At 64.8% G+C, this 16,945-nt stretch carries 19 protein-coding genes; 4 read left to right on the top strand and 15 right to left on the bottom strand.

Annotated features, from left to right (window positions below):
* The first annotated feature begins 126 nt into the window (after window positions 1-126).
* From ACYVH8_RS15805 to ACYVH8_RS15795, 3 genes are all read left to right on the top strand, one after another.
* Window positions 127-558 carry an NfeD family protein gene (locus ACYVH8_RS15805; RefSeq protein WP_460489768.1) on the top strand — a complete coding sequence of 144 codons (432 nt, stop codon included), beginning with the start codon at window positions 127-129 and terminating at the stop codon, window positions 556-558.
* Between the two features lie 15 nt (window positions 559-573).
* On the top strand, window positions 574-1,485 hold the full coding sequence (locus ACYVH8_RS15800) for an SPFH domain-containing protein (RefSeq protein WP_460489767.1): 912 nt from the start codon (window positions 574-576) through the stop codon (window positions 1,483-1,485).
* 81 nt (window positions 1,486-1,566) lie between these two features.
* Window positions 1,567-2,049 carry an acyl-CoA thioesterase gene (locus tag ACYVH8_RS15795; RefSeq protein ID WP_460489766.1) on the top strand — a complete coding sequence of 161 codons (483 nt, stop codon included), beginning with the start codon at window positions 1,567-1,569 and terminating at the stop codon, window positions 2,047-2,049.
* A gap of 167 nt (window positions 2,050-2,216) precedes the next feature.
* Here the strand turns inward: ACYVH8_RS15795 and ACYVH8_RS15790 are convergent, their stop codons facing one another.
* From ACYVH8_RS15790 to mltG, 15 genes are all read right to left on the bottom strand, one after another.
* The gene (locus ACYVH8_RS15790; protein ID WP_460489765.1) at window positions 2,217-2,936 is read right to left on the bottom strand and encodes a 2-phosphosulfolactate phosphatase; all 720 of its coding nucleotides are present in this window, start codon (window positions 2,934-2,936) and stop codon (window positions 2,217-2,219) included.
* An 81-nt stretch (window positions 2,937-3,017) separates the two neighbouring features.
* Complete coding sequence (locus tag ACYVH8_RS15785; RefSeq protein WP_460489764.1) at window positions 3,018-3,899, bottom strand: phosphosulfolactate synthase; 882 nt, start codon at window positions 3,897-3,899, stop codon at window positions 3,018-3,020.
* 10 nt (window positions 3,900-3,909) lie between these two features.
* Window positions 3,910-4,437 (bottom strand): chemotaxis protein CheW, encoded by a 528-nt coding sequence (locus ACYVH8_RS15780; protein WP_460489763.1) that lies wholly within the window; start codon window positions 4,435-4,437, stop codon window positions 3,910-3,912.
* 3 nt (window positions 4,438-4,440) lie between these two features.
* Window positions 4,441-4,875 (bottom strand): hypothetical protein, encoded by a 435-nt coding sequence (locus tag ACYVH8_RS15775; protein ID WP_460489762.1) that lies wholly within the window; start codon window positions 4,873-4,875, stop codon window positions 4,441-4,443.
* Window positions 4,872-7,745 (bottom strand): hybrid sensor histidine kinase/response regulator, encoded by a 2,874-nt coding sequence (locus tag ACYVH8_RS15770; protein WP_460489761.1) that lies wholly within the window; start codon window positions 7,743-7,745, stop codon window positions 4,872-4,874. The genes ACYVH8_RS15775 and ACYVH8_RS15770 overlap by 4 nt, the downstream gene beginning before the upstream one ends.
* A 37-nt stretch (window positions 7,746-7,782) precedes the next feature.
* A complete protein-coding gene (locus ACYVH8_RS15765; protein ID WP_460489760.1) occupies window positions 7,783-9,576 on the bottom strand; it encodes a methyl-accepting chemotaxis protein in 1,794 nt (597 codons plus the stop codon).
* Between the two features lie 18 nt (window positions 9,577-9,594).
* Window positions 9,595-10,230, bottom strand: coding sequence for a chemotaxis protein CheW (locus ACYVH8_RS15760; RefSeq protein WP_460489759.1), 636 nt, complete (start codon window positions 10,228-10,230; stop codon window positions 9,595-9,597).
* Window positions 10,231-10,241: 11 nt separating this feature from the next.
* The gene (locus ACYVH8_RS15755; protein WP_460489758.1) at window positions 10,242-10,595 is read right to left on the bottom strand and encodes a response regulator; all 354 of its coding nucleotides are present in this window, start codon (window positions 10,593-10,595) and stop codon (window positions 10,242-10,244) included.
* A 47-nt stretch (window positions 10,596-10,642) separates the two neighbouring features.
* A complete protein-coding gene (locus tag ACYVH8_RS15750) occupies window positions 10,643-11,005 on the bottom strand; it encodes a response regulator (RefSeq protein WP_460489757.1) in 363 nt (120 codons plus the stop codon).
* 24 nt (window positions 11,006-11,029) lie between these two features.
* Window positions 11,030-11,833 (bottom strand): response regulator, encoded by an 804-nt coding sequence (locus ACYVH8_RS15745; RefSeq protein ID WP_460489756.1) that lies wholly within the window; start codon window positions 11,831-11,833, stop codon window positions 11,030-11,032.
* A 297-nt stretch (window positions 11,834-12,130) separates the two neighbouring features.
* On the bottom strand, window positions 12,131-12,940 hold the full coding sequence (locus ACYVH8_RS15740; RefSeq protein ID WP_460489755.1) for a TatD family hydrolase: 810 nt from the start codon (window positions 12,938-12,940) through the stop codon (window positions 12,131-12,133).
* Between the two features lie 46 nt (window positions 12,941-12,986).
* Entirely contained in the window at window positions 12,987-13,349 is a 363-nt protein-coding gene (locus ACYVH8_RS15735; protein WP_460489754.1) for a PilZ domain-containing protein, read from the bottom strand.
* 22 nt (window positions 13,350-13,371) lie between these two features.
* Window positions 13,372-14,358 (bottom strand): DNA polymerase III subunit delta', encoded by a 987-nt coding sequence (locus ACYVH8_RS15730; protein ID WP_460489753.1) that lies wholly within the window; start codon window positions 14,356-14,358, stop codon window positions 13,372-13,374.
* Window positions 14,355-14,990 carry a dTMP kinase gene (gene tmk / locus ACYVH8_RS15725; RefSeq protein ID WP_460489752.1) on the bottom strand — a complete coding sequence of 212 codons (636 nt, stop codon included), beginning with the start codon at window positions 14,988-14,990 and terminating at the stop codon, window positions 14,355-14,357. The genes ACYVH8_RS15730 and tmk overlap by 4 nt, the downstream gene beginning before the upstream one ends.
* Window positions 14,991-15,977 (bottom strand): endolytic transglycosylase MltG, encoded by a 987-nt coding sequence (gene mltG / locus ACYVH8_RS15720; RefSeq protein WP_460489751.1) that lies wholly within the window; start codon window positions 15,975-15,977, stop codon window positions 14,991-14,993.
* A gap of 47 nt (window positions 15,978-16,024) precedes the next feature.
* Between mltG and ygfZ the strand changes: the two genes are divergently transcribed.
* Window positions 16,025-16,939, top strand: a complete 915-nt coding sequence (ygfZ, locus tag ACYVH8_RS15715) for a CAF17-like 4Fe-4S cluster assembly/insertion protein YgfZ (RefSeq protein WP_460489750.1) — start codon at window positions 16,025-16,027, stop codon at window positions 16,937-16,939.
* Window positions 16,940-16,945: the final 6 nt, after the last annotated feature.

Here is a 16,945-nt window from a genome sequence, read left to right as displayed (position 1 = left end):
CCGGACAAAAAAAGAAAAACGAGCGCGAAGTGTAAGGATTAAATGCCGGCCGGCCCGGGCAAACCCCGGGATTTGCCGCAGAATGTCGCAATTGGATCACAAGCACCGATAGGAGCAAAGCAAGTCATGGCTGATTCGACCCTCTGGTGGCTGGCGACCGGCATCCTGGTGGCGGCCGAGTTGATCACCGGGACCTTCTACCTGCTCATGCTGGCCGGGGGCCTGGCCGCCGGGGCCCTGGCCGCCCACGCCGGTCTGACCACGATCTCACAGGTGGTGGTGGCTGCCGCCATCGGCGGTGGCGCCGTGCTGGCCTGGCACTTCTGGCGTCCGCGTTCGGCAGCCAGCCAGACGGCCGGCACCAACCCGGACGTCAATCTGGACATCGGGGAGACCGTGCAGGTCGAATCCTGGCTGCCCGATGGCGGCACCCAGATCAAGTACCGCGGCGCCCAGTGGCAGGCCGTGCCGCGCGACGGCAGCACCCGCACCACGGGCGCGCACCGCATCGTCGAGGTGCGCGGCAACCAGCTGGTCCTCGAAAAAATCGCAACCTGAGTCAGGGAGTCCCTCATGGAAATCGCCATCCTCATCTTCGTCATCGCCGTCATCTTCATCAGCCGCTCGGTCAAGATCGTGCCGCAGCAGAACGCCTGGGTGGTCGAGCGCCTGGGCAAGTACCACGGCGCGCTCACGCCGGGCCTGAACTTCCTCTTCCCCTTCATCGACCGGGTGGCCTACAGGCACAGCCTCAAGGAAGTGCCGCTGGACGTGCCCAGCCAGGTCTGCATCACGCGCGACAACACGCAGCTGCAGGTCGACGGCATCCTCTACTTCCAGGTCACCGACCCCATGCGCGCGAGCTACGGCTCCAGCAACTACATCGTGGCCGTGACCCAGCTGGCCCAGACCTCGCTGCGCAGCGTGATCGGCAAGCTGGAACTGGACAAGACCTTCGAGGAGCGCGACATCATCAACGCCCAGGTGGTCCAGGCCATCGACGAGGCCGCGCTCAACTGGGGCGTCAAGGTGCTGCGCTACGAGATCAAGGACCTGACGCCGCCGAAGGAAATCCTGCACGCCATGCAGCAGCAGATCACGGCCGAGCGCGAGAAGCGCGCCCTGATCGCGGCCTCCGAGGGCCGGCGCCAGGAGCAGATCAACATCGCCACCGGCGAGCGCGAGGCCTTCATCGCCCGCTCCGAAGGCGAGAAGCAGGCCGTCATCAACAAGGCCCAGGGTGAGGCCTCCTCCATCACCGCCGTGGCCGAGGCCACGGCTGGCGCCATCGAGCGCATCGCCGCCGCCATCCGCCAGCCCGGCGGCGAGCTGGCCGTGCAGCTCAAGGTGGCCGAGAAGGCCGTGGAGGCCTATGGCAAGGTGGCCTCGGACGCCACCACCACGCTGATCGTGCCGAGCAATATGACCGAGGTGTCCGCGCTGATCACCTCGGCCATGGCCATGGTGCGCCAGCAGAAAAACTGACCGGCACGCCCGCAAACGACCCACCACGATGCGCAGGGCGCGCTCATGCGTCCTGCGCCGGGAACTTCCCACGAGCATTGAATGGACCTGTCTTCCCATCAGCTGAGCATGACCGTGCTCATGACACCGGACACCGCGAATTTTTCAGGCAAGGTGCACGGCGGCACCATCCTCAAGCTGCTCGACCAGGCGGCCTACGCCTGCGCCAGCCGTTATGCCGGGCGTTACGTCGTCACCCTGAGTGTCGACCAGGTGATGTTCCGCCAGCCCATCCAGGTCGGCGAGCTGGTGACGTTCATGGCCAGCGTCAACCACACGGGCACCTCGTCCATGGAAATCGGCATCAAGGTGATGGCCGAAGAAATCCGGACCAAGGTGTTGCGGCACGTCAACAGCTGCTTCTTCACCATGATCGCGGTCGATGACAACGGCAAGCCCACCGCCGTGCCGCCCTGGAAGCCGGTGACGGCCGAGGAGCGGCGCCGGCATGCCGCGGCCGAAGTGCGCCGGTCCATGCGACGTGAAATGGAACAGAAGTTTGCGGCGATCCGCCTGGCGAACTGAGCCCTGCTCTTGCCGATGCGCCACGCCGGATCGTGGCGCATGGCCCTGCGCTGATCCTGGCCTCCAGCAGCTCCATCACCGTTGCCCCCTGCTGCGCGCGCTGACGGCCGCGCTCCGACTTCCTGGTCCACTGGGCCGCTGCCGGTCCGTATATTTACGGACAAGTTCTAAGTCTGAATTGAAATCACCCTGCGGATGGATGGCACCGCCGTCTTGGGATCGACTTGCATGACGAAGCTGGATGGGACGGCGCGGACACAGAAATCGAGATCCCTGGGCTCGAACTCGCCAGCCGATGCGACCAGGAATTTCGCGGCCGGCCTGGAGCGCCGGATGCGCTCCACGACATCGTCCGGCCGCAGCTGGTGCAAGTCCAGGATCCGGTCCCTGATGAACTCGGCACAGGCCAGATCATCATCGTCCCTGGCGTGCGACGCGATCACATTGACGGTCTGCAGCTCATTCCTGGCCAACAGATGGCGTACGTGCCTGGCGGTATTCATGGCATTGGAATAGCCGGTGACGAAAACGTGGCGGGCGGCCAGCGCCGCAAGGGTGGCCTTGACTCCGTTGGTGGTCTTCTGAACCAGGGTACGCCCCTCCAAGCCGGCTTGGGCCACGCGGTACGGCGAGTTGTCGAGGTCGAAACCGGGAATGCCGATCCCCTTGATCTCACCCGCCAGCAGCAGGGCGGGATCGCGCGCCTTGAGGGCCAAGGCTTCCTCCACCGTATGGACCAGCAAGATGTCCAGAGCGCCGCGCAGAAAGGCGACGTGTGCCACAGTGAACGCGCGGATGACGTCAATGACGACATTGATGTCGGCATCGGGATAGGAGTGGTCCGTCCCTTGCAGGATGCGGATCTCGGGTGCTGGCGGGCGGTTCATGCTGTCACACCTGGCCATCAGGGCGCCCTGCTTCCAGGCCCAAGTCCGGCTTTACTTGAGTCTCACCATGCCTGGGATCCATTAGGAGGGTTGAGGCCACTCGTTCTTTGCCGTGCTTTCCAGCTTGCGGCGCCGTTCAACGCCCGTGCTGAACCGGCTCGGTTTGGCCTCGGGTTCGACGAAACGCCCGTCCGGCCCGTCGTAGAGGGAGAAGGTGTCGGACCGGATGCCCAGGCGCAAGGTTTCCAGACCGATCACGTCACCAAAGGCAATATTGCCCAGATTGACGTTGGGTCCGAGGGCTGCAATCAGCCGGGTCTGCAGAGCCTTGGTCGGCGCTTCCCAGATGGCGTCGGAAGAGTTGAAACGCGCATTGGAAATGCTTTCCACCAGATCGGCGCGCAGGCGTCCCTGGGCATCGCAGATGCCGCTCTTGCCGGACTCGCGCGCTTCCAGGATGACCCGTTTCGCACCGGCGGCCAGGTCGGCGTGGATTTCGGCAATCCACTGGGAGATCGGCATGTTGTCGGCTTCGTCGATGTCCTTCTTGCCGACCTCGCTCAGGACATAGAACTCCTCCGCGAAATCAGCGATGTGCCTGCTCTTTTCCTGACTGGAAAGTGGCAAGGTTCCATTGGAGATCTCGACAACCTGACAGTCGTAATGCTTGAGGAAACGGTAGAAGGCGTCCAGTTTCTTCTGGGCCAGCGCCTTTTCAAACAGCGTGCCGCCGAAATAGAACATCACCTTGTTGTCGATCAGGCACTGGATTTTCTTTTCCAGCTCGCTGGTGACCATGGCCGTGCACCAGCCGAACTTGACGACATCGATCAGCGCCGCGTCACTTTCCACCACGTCCGTGAAATAACGCGTGGGAACACCGTTGTCGATCAAGGCCGTGAGGCCGAAATCCCGGGGTTTGGAGATGCGCTTGGGTGTATCGAGAAAGTTTTGCGACAGCATGCGACTTCCTTCAAGGGATGGCAGGTGAAACCGGGAGCGTGAAGATGCGGGAAGGTTCAAGCACCGGGACCGCCCGCCCCTGGTACAGAAAACACGAGATGGCGATGCGGGCCCAGCAGGCCTGACCAGCCGGCAACGTGCATTGGTCCCTGTCGACCACCTCGACCATGCGTATCAGAAAGGGGGCGCAGAACGCCCCGTATTCGATCGCGGCGCCGGGCGCCACCTGATAGGCCACCACGAGCACATGACTGGCGGATGGGGGTGTCGGCGCATTCATGCCGCCCAGGTAGTCCTGGAGATCGACCAGCGGAAGTTGCCTGCCTTGCCAGGCCAGCAGACCCCGGCAAAAGTACGGCATGCCGGGGACCGGCACGAGCCGTGGCTGCTCGACCAGTTCGACGCCGGCGTGGATCGGCAGCGCAATGAATGTGTTGGCGGCGTACTCAAGCATGCAGGCCAGAGCCGGGGCCTCGCGCTCAGCCGCCATGTCATCGTGGGGCGCATCGTCGACCAGAACGGGCAGTGGCATGTCCATGGCTCAGTCCGGATGTGTCCGCATCTCGGGAAGCATGCGCTGCACCGTTGTACAGAACGCCAGTTCCTTGTCGATCTCGACATAGGCGTCGATCAAGCCCCCGCCTCCACGCAGGATGGCCGGCAGGGCGTGAAACTCGAGCTCCGCATCGATGAGAACGCGGACTTCTGTCCAGGCCAGTGCGGCTGTCCGAGTGGGGCCGGTGAAAAGGGTCAGCAGGATGCGGTCCGGCGGAAAACTGTCCAGCCTGTCCATCCGCTCCGACAGCGCCAGCACCACTTGCGCCGCGCCGGGGTCATCCCCGAGCACAAAGATCCCCGGCTCGGCCGTCGCACCAGGCATCCGATCAATGTATCCGGTCGATGTGACGTCGCGCTGCGGCACCAGCAGGCGCAGCGAATCGGCGCGCAACAGCACGAAGTCGCCCCGCATCTTCATGCTGCGAGCGCCTCACGTATGGTCTGCAGCAAATCCCCCTCGTTGTAGGGCTTCGTGATATAGCTGCTGACCCCGGCCTGCTCGGCCAGCCGGCGATGTTTTTCCTGGGAGCGGGACGTGATCATGATCACCGGCACCGACTTGAGGTCATCGCGATTGCGGATGTGGCTGGTCAGTTCGATGCCGTTCATGTTCGGCATTTCCAGGTCGGTCAGCACAATGTCCGCATTGAAGGAGCCCAGGGTGTCGATGGCGTCGATGCCGTCGCGCGCCGCCTGCACCCGGAACCCGGCATCCTGCACCAGTTGCATCAGGGATGTCCGGACGGACAGGGCATCGTCGACGATCAGCACGCCCGGCGAGTCTTGCTGCAGCGGCGCACCGGCGCTGGACGAGCGCAGACTTTTCACCTGGCGCTGGAGGCTCTCGCCGGCAAACAGCTGGCTCGTGTCCAGGTTCACGGCCACGCTGCCATCGCCAAGGATGGACAGTCCGGCCACGCCGCGGATGTGGCGTGCAAACCGCCCCGGGTTCTTGACCAGCAGCTCACGGGAGTCGATCAGGCGGTCCACACCGAGCACATGGGTCCTGTTGTCCACCCGGATGACCACGGCATCGTAGTCATCCAGCGATTTCTCGCTGTCGACGGCCAAGCCCGCGAGTTCGGACAGCAGTCGCCCGCTCAGCACCCGCTTGCCGTGGTGGTAGACCAGTTTGTCGCCTGCGCGTTCGAACTTCCCGATGCCCCGCGGGATGGCCTGTTCGATATGCAGTGAAGGCAATGCGAAGCGCTGGCCGCTGACTTCCACCACCAGCGATTGCATGGTTGACAGCGAAGCGGCAAAGCGCAGTTCGAAAGTACAGCCCTGCCCTGCCCGTGTGCTGATGTGGATGGAGCCATTCATGGCGTTGATCCAGTCCCGCACCACATCCAGGCCCACACCGCGGCCCGACACCTCGTTCACGGCATCGCGTGTCGAGAAGCCGGGCAGCAGGATCAGGCGTACCAGCTCTTCGTCTGCCAGCACCTGATCCGCGCTGACAAGTCCCCGTTCCATCCCGCGCCGGTGGATGGCCGCCAGATCCAGGCCGTGTCCGTCATCGCTGCATTGAAGCACCACCTGCTGGCCTTGGCGTGAGAAGGCCAGTTCGATGCGACCGACAGGATCCTTGCCGGCGGCCCGGCGCTCCTCGGGCAACTCGAGGCCGTGGTCAACGGCATTGCGCAACAGGTGCAGCAGCGGCTCAGCCAGACGGTTGAGCATGTCGCCGTCGATCAATGCCTCGCTGCCCTTGATGCCCAGCGTCGCCTGTTTGCCGGTGGCCTGGCAGGTGGCACGCACATTGCGCTGCAGGCGTGGCTCCAGGATGCCGGCCTGGTTCATCCGGGTCCGGATGACCAGATGCTGCAGCTCCTTGGACAGACGCTGTTGCAGCGACTGCACACCTGTCAGCTGGGAAATATCCTCCTCCAGCCGGAAAGCGAGTGTTCGGGCGTCGGCGGATTCCTCCATCAGCGCATGCGTCGTGCTGTGCAGCTCGCTGTACTGGTCCATCTCAAGCGGGTCGAAGGCCGCTTCGTCGGCTCGGCGCGTGCGGGCGCGCATCATGCTCAGGGCACGCACGTCAACCAGGGTCTCCAGTTCGAACAGGCGTTTCTGCACGCGCAGGTTCTGGTTGAGCAATTCGCGGGCATGCTCGGTCAGACGCTTGATGCGGGACTCCAGCACCGCACTGTTGACCGAGACCTCGCCGGAAACGCGGAACAGTTCGTCGACCTGCTGCACGCTGACGCGCAGGGCCGTGGCATTGCGCGCGGTGGATGACGGGCCTTCGTGCGATGGCGCAATGGCCTGCCGGGACTCAGATTCAGCCGCATTGCTGCGGGCAGGGATCTGTGGCATTGATGTGCCGGGCAGCATGAGGGAGGTGGAGCGCGACAGCGCCTGGTCGATGACTTCGCCACGGTCGATGCGGTTGGCCAGGTCCAGGACGCTTTGCAGCACCTCCTGCGCCTGCTGGGGGTAATCATCCGTTCCGCTGACATGGCCGACCATCTGCTCCAGGCAGTAGGCCGCATCCAGCAAGGTGTCCGCCGCCGGCTTGGCGACCACCCCGCCCTGGCCTTCGAAGTGGTCCAGGATGTCCTCGAAATGGTGCCCCAGCGATGCCAGGCCGCGCAGGCCGATGATGGCGCCGGAGCCCTTGAGGGTGTGTGCCATGCGCCGTGCTGCCACCAGGTCCGAAGTGTCGCCCTGCCCCTGCGCCATCTTGCGTGACAGGTCCACCAGATAACGGGCCTGGTCGGGCGCCTCGTGAAAGAAGCCCTCCAGCAGCCTGGAGTCCACATCGGCCGGGATCTGCAGCGCCACATCCTCCGGCGTTGCCAGCACCGTGCGTGCCAGCTGGCCATCCCCCCGGCCGGGCTGCTGCACCTGCAGCGGCATGGCGCCCAGCATGTGCATGATCTTCAGCGCCTGCTCCTCGCCCAGCGCATACGGCGCACGCACCAGGTGGTCCACCAGTCCCGCCGCCGTCGTCGGGTCGGAGATATTGCGCAGGTAGTAGATGATCAGCGGCGGCCATGCACGCAGGAACCCGATCATGTCGCCGCGTTCATGGCTTGCCAGTCCCGGCAGGGCCAGCGTGTTTTCGAGCACATGGTTGCAGACGGCCTGCAGGCCGGGAAACCCGGCCATTTCGGCGGCCTCGCCCATGCGCTGCGCCAGGCTGCTGTATTCATCCAGCGCCACCAGGAAGGCCTGGTCGGCGGCATCCAGGGAAGCCAACTCGTCCAGGTCGCGGTCGAGTTGGGGGCCGGCGAGTTCGATCTCGGCGGCCAGCGCATCGATCAGGTCGTTCAGCTTCACGGGCGTTGCCTCCTCGGGAATGCCATACGGGCTTGTTTCAGGCCATCTTCGGCAGCTTGAACACGTTGACCGACTCCACCAGGCGGCGCGCCGACTGCAGCAGCGTCTCGGTTTCCCGGTTCTGGGCCGAGATCTGATCGGCGGTGCGCTCCGTGCTCAGGCCGATGTGCTGTACCGAGGCCAGCAGGTTGGCCGACATCTCACGCTGCTGCTCGGACATTTCGGCAATCCGCTTCACCTGGGCCACCAGTTCGCCGGTGATCTGCTGGGTCATGCGCATTTGCTCACCGGCCTTTTGCGCCTGTTCGGAGCCTTGCACCACCTGGCCGATGGTGCGGTTCACCGTGCTGATGGTTTCATTGGTTTCGAGCTGGATGTTGTTCACCAGCGTGCTGATCTGCTGCGTCGCCGTCCGCGAACTCTCGGCCAGTCGCTGCACCTCTTCCGCCACCACCGCGAAACCGCGCCCGGCTTCGCCGGCCACCGCGGCCTGCATGGACGCATTGAGCGCCAGTACATGGGTACGTTCCGAAATGGTATTGATCAGGTTCACGATGCCGGAGATTTCCTGCGAACGTTCGCCCAGGCGCTTGATGCGTTTTTCCGTTTCGGCAATCGTTTCGCGGATCGACTCCATGCCCTTGACCGTGCCGTTCACCGTTTCCAGCGCGGTATCGGTCACGGCCGTGGCCTTGTTGGCGGATGCATTGGACTGCTCTGCCAGTGCGGCCACCTGGTTCATGGTCTGCGTTGCGTTGGTCAGCGATTCGACCATCTTGCCTACGCTGGTGCGTTCGTCCGCGGCTGTTTTCGACACCATTTCGGCCTGGCTACGCACCTTGTCCGAGGCCTGGGCCACGTGGCCGGCAATCTGGCTCACACCCTGCAGCACCTTGGAGGTTTCGGCTGTCAGGGAGTTGATGGAGTCGGAAACGGTGCCGATCACGTCCTCCGTGACCGGCGCTTTCACGGTCAGGTCACGCTGCGACAGTTGATGCACCGACTCCAGAATCGAGATGACCGACTGGTTCAGACGGTCGTTCTCCGCCTCGGCTTTCCGTTGAGCGTCACGACGCTCCTTCAGAAGACCGTGCACCGTGCGCCAGATGGCGCCCAGCTCGTCCTGGGATTTCACGCCTTCGGATTCCTTGAGTTCTTCACCCGCGCGTACGCGCTCGACCGTGTCCTGCAGATCCTTGAGTGGACGGCTGATGCCGCGGTACACGTACAGGGCCGTGCCGATACCGAACAGCGCCAGGAGCAGGCCGGTCAGCCCCATCAGGCGGTTGGCCGTCGAGTGGATTTGTGCAATGCTCTCTTCGTTGTTCTTTTGCGCCAGCTTGCGCAAATCGGTGATCCCCTTGACGGTGGCAATCGCACCGGGGGTGGTCCATTTGAGACGGATCTCCTGGACTTCGTCCACCTTGCCTTCATCGAACATGCCGAAAAGCAAGGGCTGCTTGGACACGTACTCCGCAAGAAACACCCTCGTCTGCTTCAGCTTTTCCGATTCTTCTTCCGTCAGATTGGGCAGTTCCGAATAGGCTTGCAGGCCCTGCTCCACGTCCCGGATGTGTTGCGGGTTCTTGTCACTGATGCTCTGACGCCGTTTCGCATCGGGACTCGTCATGTACAGGGGGAAGCCGGAACGCAACTCCCAGACGGAATTCTCCGCCTGCGCAATGATCGAGAACTTGGCCTCGGTCAGCGCCTGCAGGCGCTGGAACGTGTTCACCTGCCAGGTGGCCACCACGGCGAACGCGGCGGAAAGGAGCAGCAGCAGGCTGAAGCCGGCCAGCACCTTGGTTCGGATTGTCAGGTTCAATGTCATCACGGCACTCCCGTTGGTTCAAACATGAAAGGGGCGGTCATGGTTCGGCTGCTGGCCTGTGGCCGCCAGCTCGTCGCTCAACTGGCCCAGCAGGACCGGCACCAGCAGGTCCATCCAGGTGCGTTCGGCCGCCCAGCAGGTCTGATGCACGCAGGCTTCCAGCAGGGCCGGCACCGGGGCGCCTTCCGCACGATCGCCGGGCGTGAAACGCAGGCGCAGAGGCAGGCCATCGATGAGTACGCCGGCGGCATCGGCGCCATGCCCCAGCACCAGCAGCATGGGCTTTGCGCTCTGCTGGTGTTCGATGCCCAGATAACTCGCCAGGTCAAAGACGGGGACCAGCAGGCCATGCAGATTGGCGATACCGGTAAACCAGTCCGGTGCATTGGGCAACTGGTAGGTCGCAGGCATGTCGGACAGTTCGCTGCCGTCTTCGTAACGGATCATCAGCCCGAGATGGCCGATGAAAAACCCCTCGCGCTGCTGAATCTCGCTTGCCCCGGCCGCGCTGGCGCCGGAGGTGGTGCAGGCGACTGCCAGTGCCCTACCGATCGGATCTGTGCCCTCAAACTGGAAGCCGCGGCGCAGCGCCTCGGTGGGTGGCAGCAGCGGCTGCCCGGAGCTTGCCATCAGGTCGTTCATGGCTTGCTGCATGGTCTTGCCGCTCAGGCCAGTTGCGCCAGGATCTGCTCGCGGCTGTAGGGCTTGGTGATGTAGCCCCGGGCGCCCAGCATCTGGCCCCAGGCCATGTCGGCCCTCTGGTTCTTGACCGAGACGAGTACCACAGGGATGTTCCTGGTCGACTCATCAGCCTTGAGCATGCGCGTGGCGGCAAAGCCGTCCACCTCCGGCATGTTGATGTCCATCAGGATCAGGTCGGGCTTGTCGCGCCTGGCCCGCTCCAGCGCTGTGGCGCCATTCTCCGCCAGGAGCGGCTGGTGGCCGGCCTCCGAGACGATGCGCTCGAGATTGGCGCGATCGGCCTGCAGGTCATCGACGATGAGGATTTTTCTTCCCATGGAATGCTCTCCCTTTGATCTGATGCGGATGCGCAGGGGCCTGGTGCTCAATGCAGGGCTCGGACCTGCGACAGCAATTGCTCATCGCTGAACGGCTTGGTGACATAGCCCTTGGCACCGAGCATCTGTCCCCAGGCCTTGTCGGCTTTCTGGTTCTTGGCCGAGACCAGGAGCACCGGGATGTCCTTGGTCTGGACATCGCCCTGCAGTGCGCGGGTGGCGGCATAGCCATCCATCTCCGGCATATTGATGTCCATCAGGATGGCGTCGGGCTTGCTGCGCTTGGCAGATGCCACGGCCTGGACGCCGTCGGTGGCCGTGGCCACCATGTAACCGGCTTCGCCCAGCAGTTTTTCGAGGCGCTGACGGTCTACCGGGTTGTCTTCGACGATGAGGATGTTGCGGGCCATGGTGCGTACTCCTGGGATGGGGATTCAATTGGGCAGATGCACGGCAAGGACATCGCCGAGATGCTGGGGGTCGATGGGTTTGGTCAGATAGGCATCGCAACCGGCCATCTTTCCGCGAATGCGGTCAAAGGGGGAGGACTTGCTGGTCAGCATGACCACGGGCACGGCGTGACCGCCGCGCAGCATGGACTTGATCTGGCGGCATCCTTCATAACCGTCGAGTCCGGGCATCAGCACGTCCATCAGCACGCAGTCCATCCGCTCGTGCGTCAGGATCCTGAGCGCCGAGGTCACGCTGTCGGCTTCACTCACGGCGAAGCCGCCGGCTTCCAGCAGGGAGCGCAGATGGTTGCGAACGGCCAGGCTGTCGTCAACCACCAGGATGGGACGATCGGAGAACCCCCCTCGAAAGGTCCTGTGCGTGGCATCCAGCGGGGCGGCCTGGGAGACCGGTGGAGCGCCGGGGCTGTTTTCAAGTGCGCGTGCCAGCAGGATGGGCAGGATGGACCATTGCACGGGCCGGCGGATGATCGTATGGCCGACCGGCACCGGGCCGCTGCCACCGATCCAGATCACGGCCTTGTTTTCGAGCCAGGGTTGCTGCCTGGCCCAGCCGACGGCGGCCCTGTCGTCGGCGCCGATCAGGACCACGTCTGCCCGGACGGCCTCCCGTTCCTCCAGGATTTCCAGGCGCGGTGAGCGTCGCAGGGATACCCGGACCAGGCCGTCGAGCAACTGGCGCTCGTCGCGTTCGAGCCCACGGACCAGCAGCTTGAGCGCGGGACCGGCGGCTTCCTGCTTGCGTACCGACGGCGAACCTTCCGCCATGAGGGCGGGCGGGCGAGGATATCTGCCCTCCGTGTCCCCTGGGTGCATTTCACTGCTCACAGCCACCTCCCCGAATTGAAGGCCAAGACGTGACGAGCCTTTGTTACTGATTTTTTTGCTGCCGGCCCATCTTCGCAACAACTTGAAAAATCTTGCGCCGTGGCTGGAGGGGGTCCAAGCAAGACTACAGTTTTTTACATTTGCACCAGCCTTGAAACAAGTGACGTTACAAACGCCGAGATCCTGTTACAGATCGGCTGAGACGTGCCAGCCGGCGTTGTCCCGGACGGGGGCGACTCAGCTTTGCGCCGTGCTGCTGGAGTAGGAGGAAAACAGGCGTTCGAAGTTGCGGCTGGTGAGGTCGGCCACGGTCTCGACCGGACAGGAGCGCAGTTGCGCGATCAGCTGTGCGACGTATGGCACGTAGGACGGGTTGTTGGTCTTGCCACGGTACGGCACCGGCGCCAGATAAGGGCTGTCGGTCTCGATCAGCATGCGATCCAGGGGCACGAAGCTGGCCACTTCACGCAGGTCGGCGGCATTCTTGAAGGTCAGGATGCCCGAAAAGGAGATGTAGAAACCCAGGTCCAGCGCCGCGCGAGCTACGGCCATGGTCTCCGTGAAGCAGTGAAAAACACCGCCGGCCGAACCTGACGAGCCGTTTTCGCCTTCCTCCCGCAGGATGCTCAGCGTGTCGTCGGAGGCGCTGCGGGTGTGGATGACCAGGGGCTTGGCCAGTTGGCGCGCGGCCCGGATATGGGTGCGAAAACGCTGGCGCTGCCACGCCATGTCGGCCACGGTGCGTTCACCCAGGCGGTAGTAGTCCAGCCCGGTTTCACCGATGCCGATCACGCGCGGCAGGCCGCCACGGGTCAGCAGATCGTCCAGCGTGGGCTCGGTCACGTCCTCGTTGTCCGGATGCACGCCGACCGTCGCCCAGAAGTTGTCGTGCTGCAGGGCCAGGCTGTGTACATCGGCGAACTCTTCCAGCGTGGTGCAGATGCACAGGGCGCGCGTCACCTGTGCTGCGGCCATGGCCTCGCGGATGCGTGGCAGGTCTTCCCTCAGTTCCGGGAAGGTCAGATGGCAATGGGAATCGGTGTACATGGCAAAAGGGCACGGAAATCGCCTGAGGCGCAGCGCCCGGCAGGCCTCAGATGGTCTGCGTGGTGCGGTCAGAGGTCAGGTGTGAGCCCAGGATTTCTTCGATCTTGTTCTTGAGCATGCGGGACTTCTCGTCGGACGGGAAGCGCACGCCCACGCCCTGGGTCCGTGTGCCGGCCGCCTTGGCCGGGGTCACCCAGGCCACCTTGCCGGCGACCGGGTAGCGCTGGTTGTCGTCGGGAAGCGACATCAGCACATAAACATCATCGCCCAGGTGGTATTCGCGCGTGGTCGGGATGAACACGCCCCCCTCAGTGAACAAGGGGATGTAAGCGGCATAAAGCGCAGCCTTTTCCTTGATGGCCAGCTGGATGACACTGGGCCGGGGGGTGTTGCTGGGGGCGGTGGACATGGTGTGCGTGTGCAGGAAGCAGCTAGTTTAGGGCCGTTTGGGCACGGCTCACAAGCGCTTCGATCATCAGGCCGGTGTTGAAGGGGTGCTCGGCGCTGCGGCTTTCCCGCCCCAGTTCGCGCTGCCAGGCACTGAGCGCGCTCAAGGACGGGGGAGAGGGCAGATCGCCACTTTCGAAATAACGCGGTACGGCGCCCGTGCCCAGGGCCATGAGGTCATGGCAGAGCTTGTGCAGGGCATCGATCAGCTGGGCCGGGCTCCAGTCGGCCACGGCGCCAAGCTCACCACGCTGCAGGGCGCGCGGCAGGCTGTGCCAGCTTTTGGGGTCACGCCCGGAAGCGGCAAAAAGCAGGGCATCCTCGGGCCGGCCACCGGCGGCACGCAGCAGGGTGCGGGCATCGTCGGCGGTCATCCCCTGCTGCTGCAGCCACGGCAAGGCCACGTGTTCCTGCGGCCAGCTCATCGCATGGGTCAGGCAGCGGCTGCGGATGGTGGGCAGCAGCTGGTGCGCGGCTTCGCTGGCGAGCACGAAGCGCACAGCGCCCGGCGGCTCTTCCAGCGTCTTGAGCAGGGCATTGGCCGTGACATGGTTCATGCGCTCTGCCGGGTAGACCAGCACCGCCTTGCCGCGCCCGCGCGCGCTGGTGCGCTGGGCGAACTCGATGGTGTCGCGCATGGCCTCGATGCGGATTTCCTTGCTGGGCTTGCGCTTCTTGTCGTCGATGTCGCTCTGGGATTTCTCGTCCAGGGGCCAGCCCAGCTCCAGCATCACGGTCTCGGGCATGAGCACGCAGAGGTCGGCATGGGTGCGTACATCAATGGCGTGGCAGGAGGGGCAGGCGCCGCAGGCGCCCTGCTCCGTCGCCTGTTCGCACAGCCAGGCCCGCACCAGGGCCAGGCCCAGGCTGTACTGCCCCAGGCCCGAGGGACCCTGCAGCAGCCAGGCATGGCCGCGCTGGGCCAGCAGCTGTTGGGTTTGCAAGGCAATCCATGGCGCCGGCGAACTCATGTCAGCCACCCTCTGTTTTTCACGGCTTGCAGTGCGTCCTGCCAGACGGCATCACGGCTTTGCGCGGCGTCGATGCGGACAAAACGCTGTGGATCCTGGGCCATGCGCTGGGCATAACCCTGTGCCACACGGCGGAAGAAGTCCACCGGTTGTGCCTCGAACTTGTCGGGCGCGCGCGCGCCGGTCAGGCGCCGCGCGGCTATGGCCGGGTCCAGATCGAACCACACGGTCAGGTCGGGCTGGCGCAGGGCTGTGCTGGCCGGCATGGCCTGGACCCAGGCTTCGAGCACGCGCAGCACCTGCGCATCGAAACCACGGCCACTGCCCTGGTAGGCGTAGGTGGCGTCGGTGAACCGGTCGCACAGCACCACGTCACCACGGGCCAGCGCGGGTTCGATCAGTTGCTGCAGGTGGTCGCGCCGCGCAGCGAAGACCAGCAGAGCTTCGGTCATCGCGTCCATGGGGTCGTTGAGCACCAGGGTGCGGAGCTTTTCGGCCAGGGGGGTGCCGCCGGGTTCGCGCGTGAGCGTGACCGTGCGGCCCTGCGCGCGCAGGGCCTGGGCCAGGCCCTCGATATGGGTCGATTTGCCGGCGCCGTCGATGCCCTCGAAGCTGATGAAGAGCCCCGCCATTCAGCGCTGTCCCAGCTGGTATTTGCGCACGGCGCGGTTGTGCTCTTCCAGCGTCGCGCTGAACTCGCTCGTGCCGTCGCCTCGGGCCACGAAATACAGGGCCCGGGTCTGGGCAGGTTGCACGGCCGCCAGCAGTGCGTCATGGCCGGGCATGGCGATGGGCGTGGGTGGCAGGCCGGAGCGGGTGTAGGTGTTCCAGGGGCTGTCAGTCTGCAGGTCGCGCTTGCGCAGATTGCCATCGAACCTGGAGCCCAGGCCGTAGATCACGGTGGGGTCGGTCTGCAGCAGCATGCCGATGCGCAGGCGGTTGTTGAAGACCCCGGAAATCTGCCTGCGGTCCGAGGGGCGGCCGGTTTCCTTCTCGACGATGCTGGCCAGGATCAGGGCCTCGTCCGGGCTCTTGAGCGGGCTGTCGGGCGCGCGCTGGGCCCAGGCAGCCGCCAGGCGCTGGTCCATCTCCTGCAGGGCACGGCGCAGCAGGGCCAGGTCGCTCGAACCCTTGGCATAGGCGTAGGTGTTCGGGAAAAAACGGCCTTCCGGATGCTGACCCGGACGGCCCAGTTTTTCCATGACGGCGGTGTCACTCAGCTCCTGGATATCGGGTTTGAGCTGATCGGCCTTGCGCAGCAGTTCACGCCACTGGCCGAAGGTCAGGCCCTCGGGCAGCGTCACACTGCGCTGGGCCACTTCTCCACGCACCAGCTTGGCCACGAGGATGCGCGGCGTCGGGTCGCCACCGATCTCGTAGCTGCCCGCCTTGATCAGGCGCGCCTGGCCGGAGAGACGGATCCACCAGTAGAGCAGTTGCGGATCAACCTGCACCCCGCCCTGCACCAGGGACCGCACCACCGCGCGCGCGGAGCTGCCGGGTTCGACCGTCAGTTCCACCGTCTCGGTCTTCAGGCCCAGGGGCTGCTGGAGCCACCAGACAGCGCCGGCAAAGAGCAGGCTGGCCAGCAGGAACAAAAACGACGCGATGAATTTCACAGCCCTACGAATCCTATGTGTACAGCGGACGATGATAATTCACCCCCATGCCTCTCGTCCTGAACGGCTTTGCCCCCCTGCCCCATCTTGGTGTGATACGCGCCGAGGGGGAGGACGCCGCCAAATTCCTGCATGGCCAGCTGACCCAGGACTTTTCCCTGCTGGGCCTGTCCGAAGCCCGCCTGGCCGCCTTCTGCTCGGCCAAGGGCCGGATGCAGGCCAGCTTCATCGGCTTCAAGCGCAGCCACAACGAGATCCTGCTGGTCTGCAGCCGCGACCTGCTGGCGTCCACGCTCAAGCGCCTGTCCATGTTCGTGTTGCGCTCCAAGGTCAAGCTCAGCGATGCCACGGACAGCCTGTCCCTGCATGGCGTGGCGGGGCCGGCGCTGCAAGCGCTGGCCCCCGGCGAGCCCCCGCCTTGGGCCAGCCAGGCACTGGGTGGCGCCCACCTCGTGCACCTGTACCCGGCCGACGGCGTGCCGCGCGCGCTCTGGGTGGCGCCAGCCGGTACGCCGCTGCCCGCCGGCCCGGCCCTGCGCCACGAGGACTGGCTCTGGGGCGAGGTGCGCAGCGGCGTGGCCACCGTGAGCCAGCCCCTCTTCGAGGCCCTGGTGCCGCAGATGCTCAACTACGAATCGATCGGCGGCGTCAATTTCAAGAAGGGCTGCTACCCCGGCCAGGAGGTCGTCGCGCGCAGCCAGTTCCGCGGTACGCTCAAGCGCCGCGGCTATCTGGCGCACAGTGCCGACTGTATGCAGGCTGGCCAGGAAATTTTCGATGCGGCCGATGCCAGCCAGCCCTGCGGCATCGTGGCCCAGGCGGCGGCGGCGCCGGGCGGCGGCTTTGATGCCATCGTTTCACTGCAGACCTCGGCCACCGGCGCCAGCCTGCAGGTGGGTCAGGCCGGCGGGCCGGCGATGGAACTGCTGCCCCTGCCCTACGCGCTGCTCGAAGACATCTGAGCGGCT

Source organism: Curvibacter fontanus (assembly GCF_054780335.1).
Note: the sequence above shows the minus strand (reverse complement) of the source record. Positions and strands in the feature narration are given on the sequence as shown.

What these genes read in the sequence shown, in the direction of transcription:
- ACYVH8_RS15805 (WP_460489768.1), top strand. Translation starts at nt 127, where the DNA reads ATGGCTGATTCGACCCTCTGGTGGCTGGCGACCGGCATCCTGGTGGCG.
- ACYVH8_RS15800 (WP_460489767.1), top strand. Translation starts at nt 574, where the DNA reads ATGGAAATCGCCATCCTCATCTTCGTCATCGCCGTCATCTTCATCAGC.
- ACYVH8_RS15795 (WP_460489766.1), top strand. Translation starts at nt 1,567, where the DNA reads ATGGACCTGTCTTCCCATCAGCTGAGCATGACCGTGCTCATGACACCG.
- ACYVH8_RS15790 (WP_460489765.1), bottom strand. Translation starts at nt 2,936, where the DNA reads ATGAACCGCCCGCCAGCACCCGAGATCCGCATCCTGCAAGGGACGGAC.
- ACYVH8_RS15785 (WP_460489764.1), bottom strand. Translation starts at nt 3,899, where the DNA reads ATGCTGTCGCAAAACTTTCTCGATACACCCAAGCGCATCTCCAAACCC.
- ACYVH8_RS15780 (WP_460489763.1), bottom strand. Translation starts at nt 4,437, where the DNA reads ATGGACATGCCACTGCCCGTTCTGGTCGACGATGCGCCCCACGATGAC.
- ACYVH8_RS15775 (WP_460489762.1), bottom strand. Translation starts at nt 4,875, where the DNA reads ATGAAGATGCGGGGCGACTTCGTGCTGTTGCGCGCCGATTCGCTGCGC.
- ACYVH8_RS15765 (WP_460489760.1), bottom strand. Translation starts at nt 9,576, where the DNA reads ATGACATTGAACCTGACAATCCGAACCAAGGTGCTGGCCGGCTTCAGC.
- ACYVH8_RS15760 (WP_460489759.1), bottom strand. Translation starts at nt 10,230, where the DNA reads ATGCAGCAAGCCATGAACGACCTGATGGCAAGCTCCGGGCAGCCGCTG.
- ACYVH8_RS15755 (WP_460489758.1), bottom strand. Translation starts at nt 10,595, where the DNA reads ATGGGAAGAAAAATCCTCATCGTCGATGACCTGCAGGCCGATCGCGCC.
- ACYVH8_RS15750 (WP_460489757.1), bottom strand. Translation starts at nt 11,005, where the DNA reads ATGGCCCGCAACATCCTCATCGTCGAAGACAACCCGGTAGACCGTCAG.
- ACYVH8_RS15745 (WP_460489756.1), bottom strand. Translation starts at nt 11,833, where the DNA reads ATGGCGGAAGGTTCGCCGTCGGTACGCAAGCAGGAAGCCGCCGGTCCC.
- ACYVH8_RS15740 (WP_460489755.1), bottom strand. Translation starts at nt 12,940, where the DNA reads ATGTACACCGATTCCCATTGCCATCTGACCTTCCCGGAACTGAGGGAA.
- ACYVH8_RS15735 (WP_460489754.1), bottom strand. Translation starts at nt 13,349, where the DNA reads ATGTCCACCGCCCCCAGCAACACCCCCCGGCCCAGTGTCATCCAGCTG.
- ACYVH8_RS15730 (WP_460489753.1), bottom strand. Translation starts at nt 14,358, where the DNA reads ATGAGTTCGCCGGCGCCATGGATTGCCTTGCAAACCCAACAGCTGCTG.
- tmk (WP_460489752.1), bottom strand. Translation starts at nt 14,990, where the DNA reads ATGGCGGGGCTCTTCATCAGCTTCGAGGGCATCGACGGCGCCGGCAAA.
- ygfZ (WP_460489750.1), top strand. Translation starts at nt 16,025, where the DNA reads ATGCCTCTCGTCCTGAACGGCTTTGCCCCCCTGCCCCATCTTGGTGTG.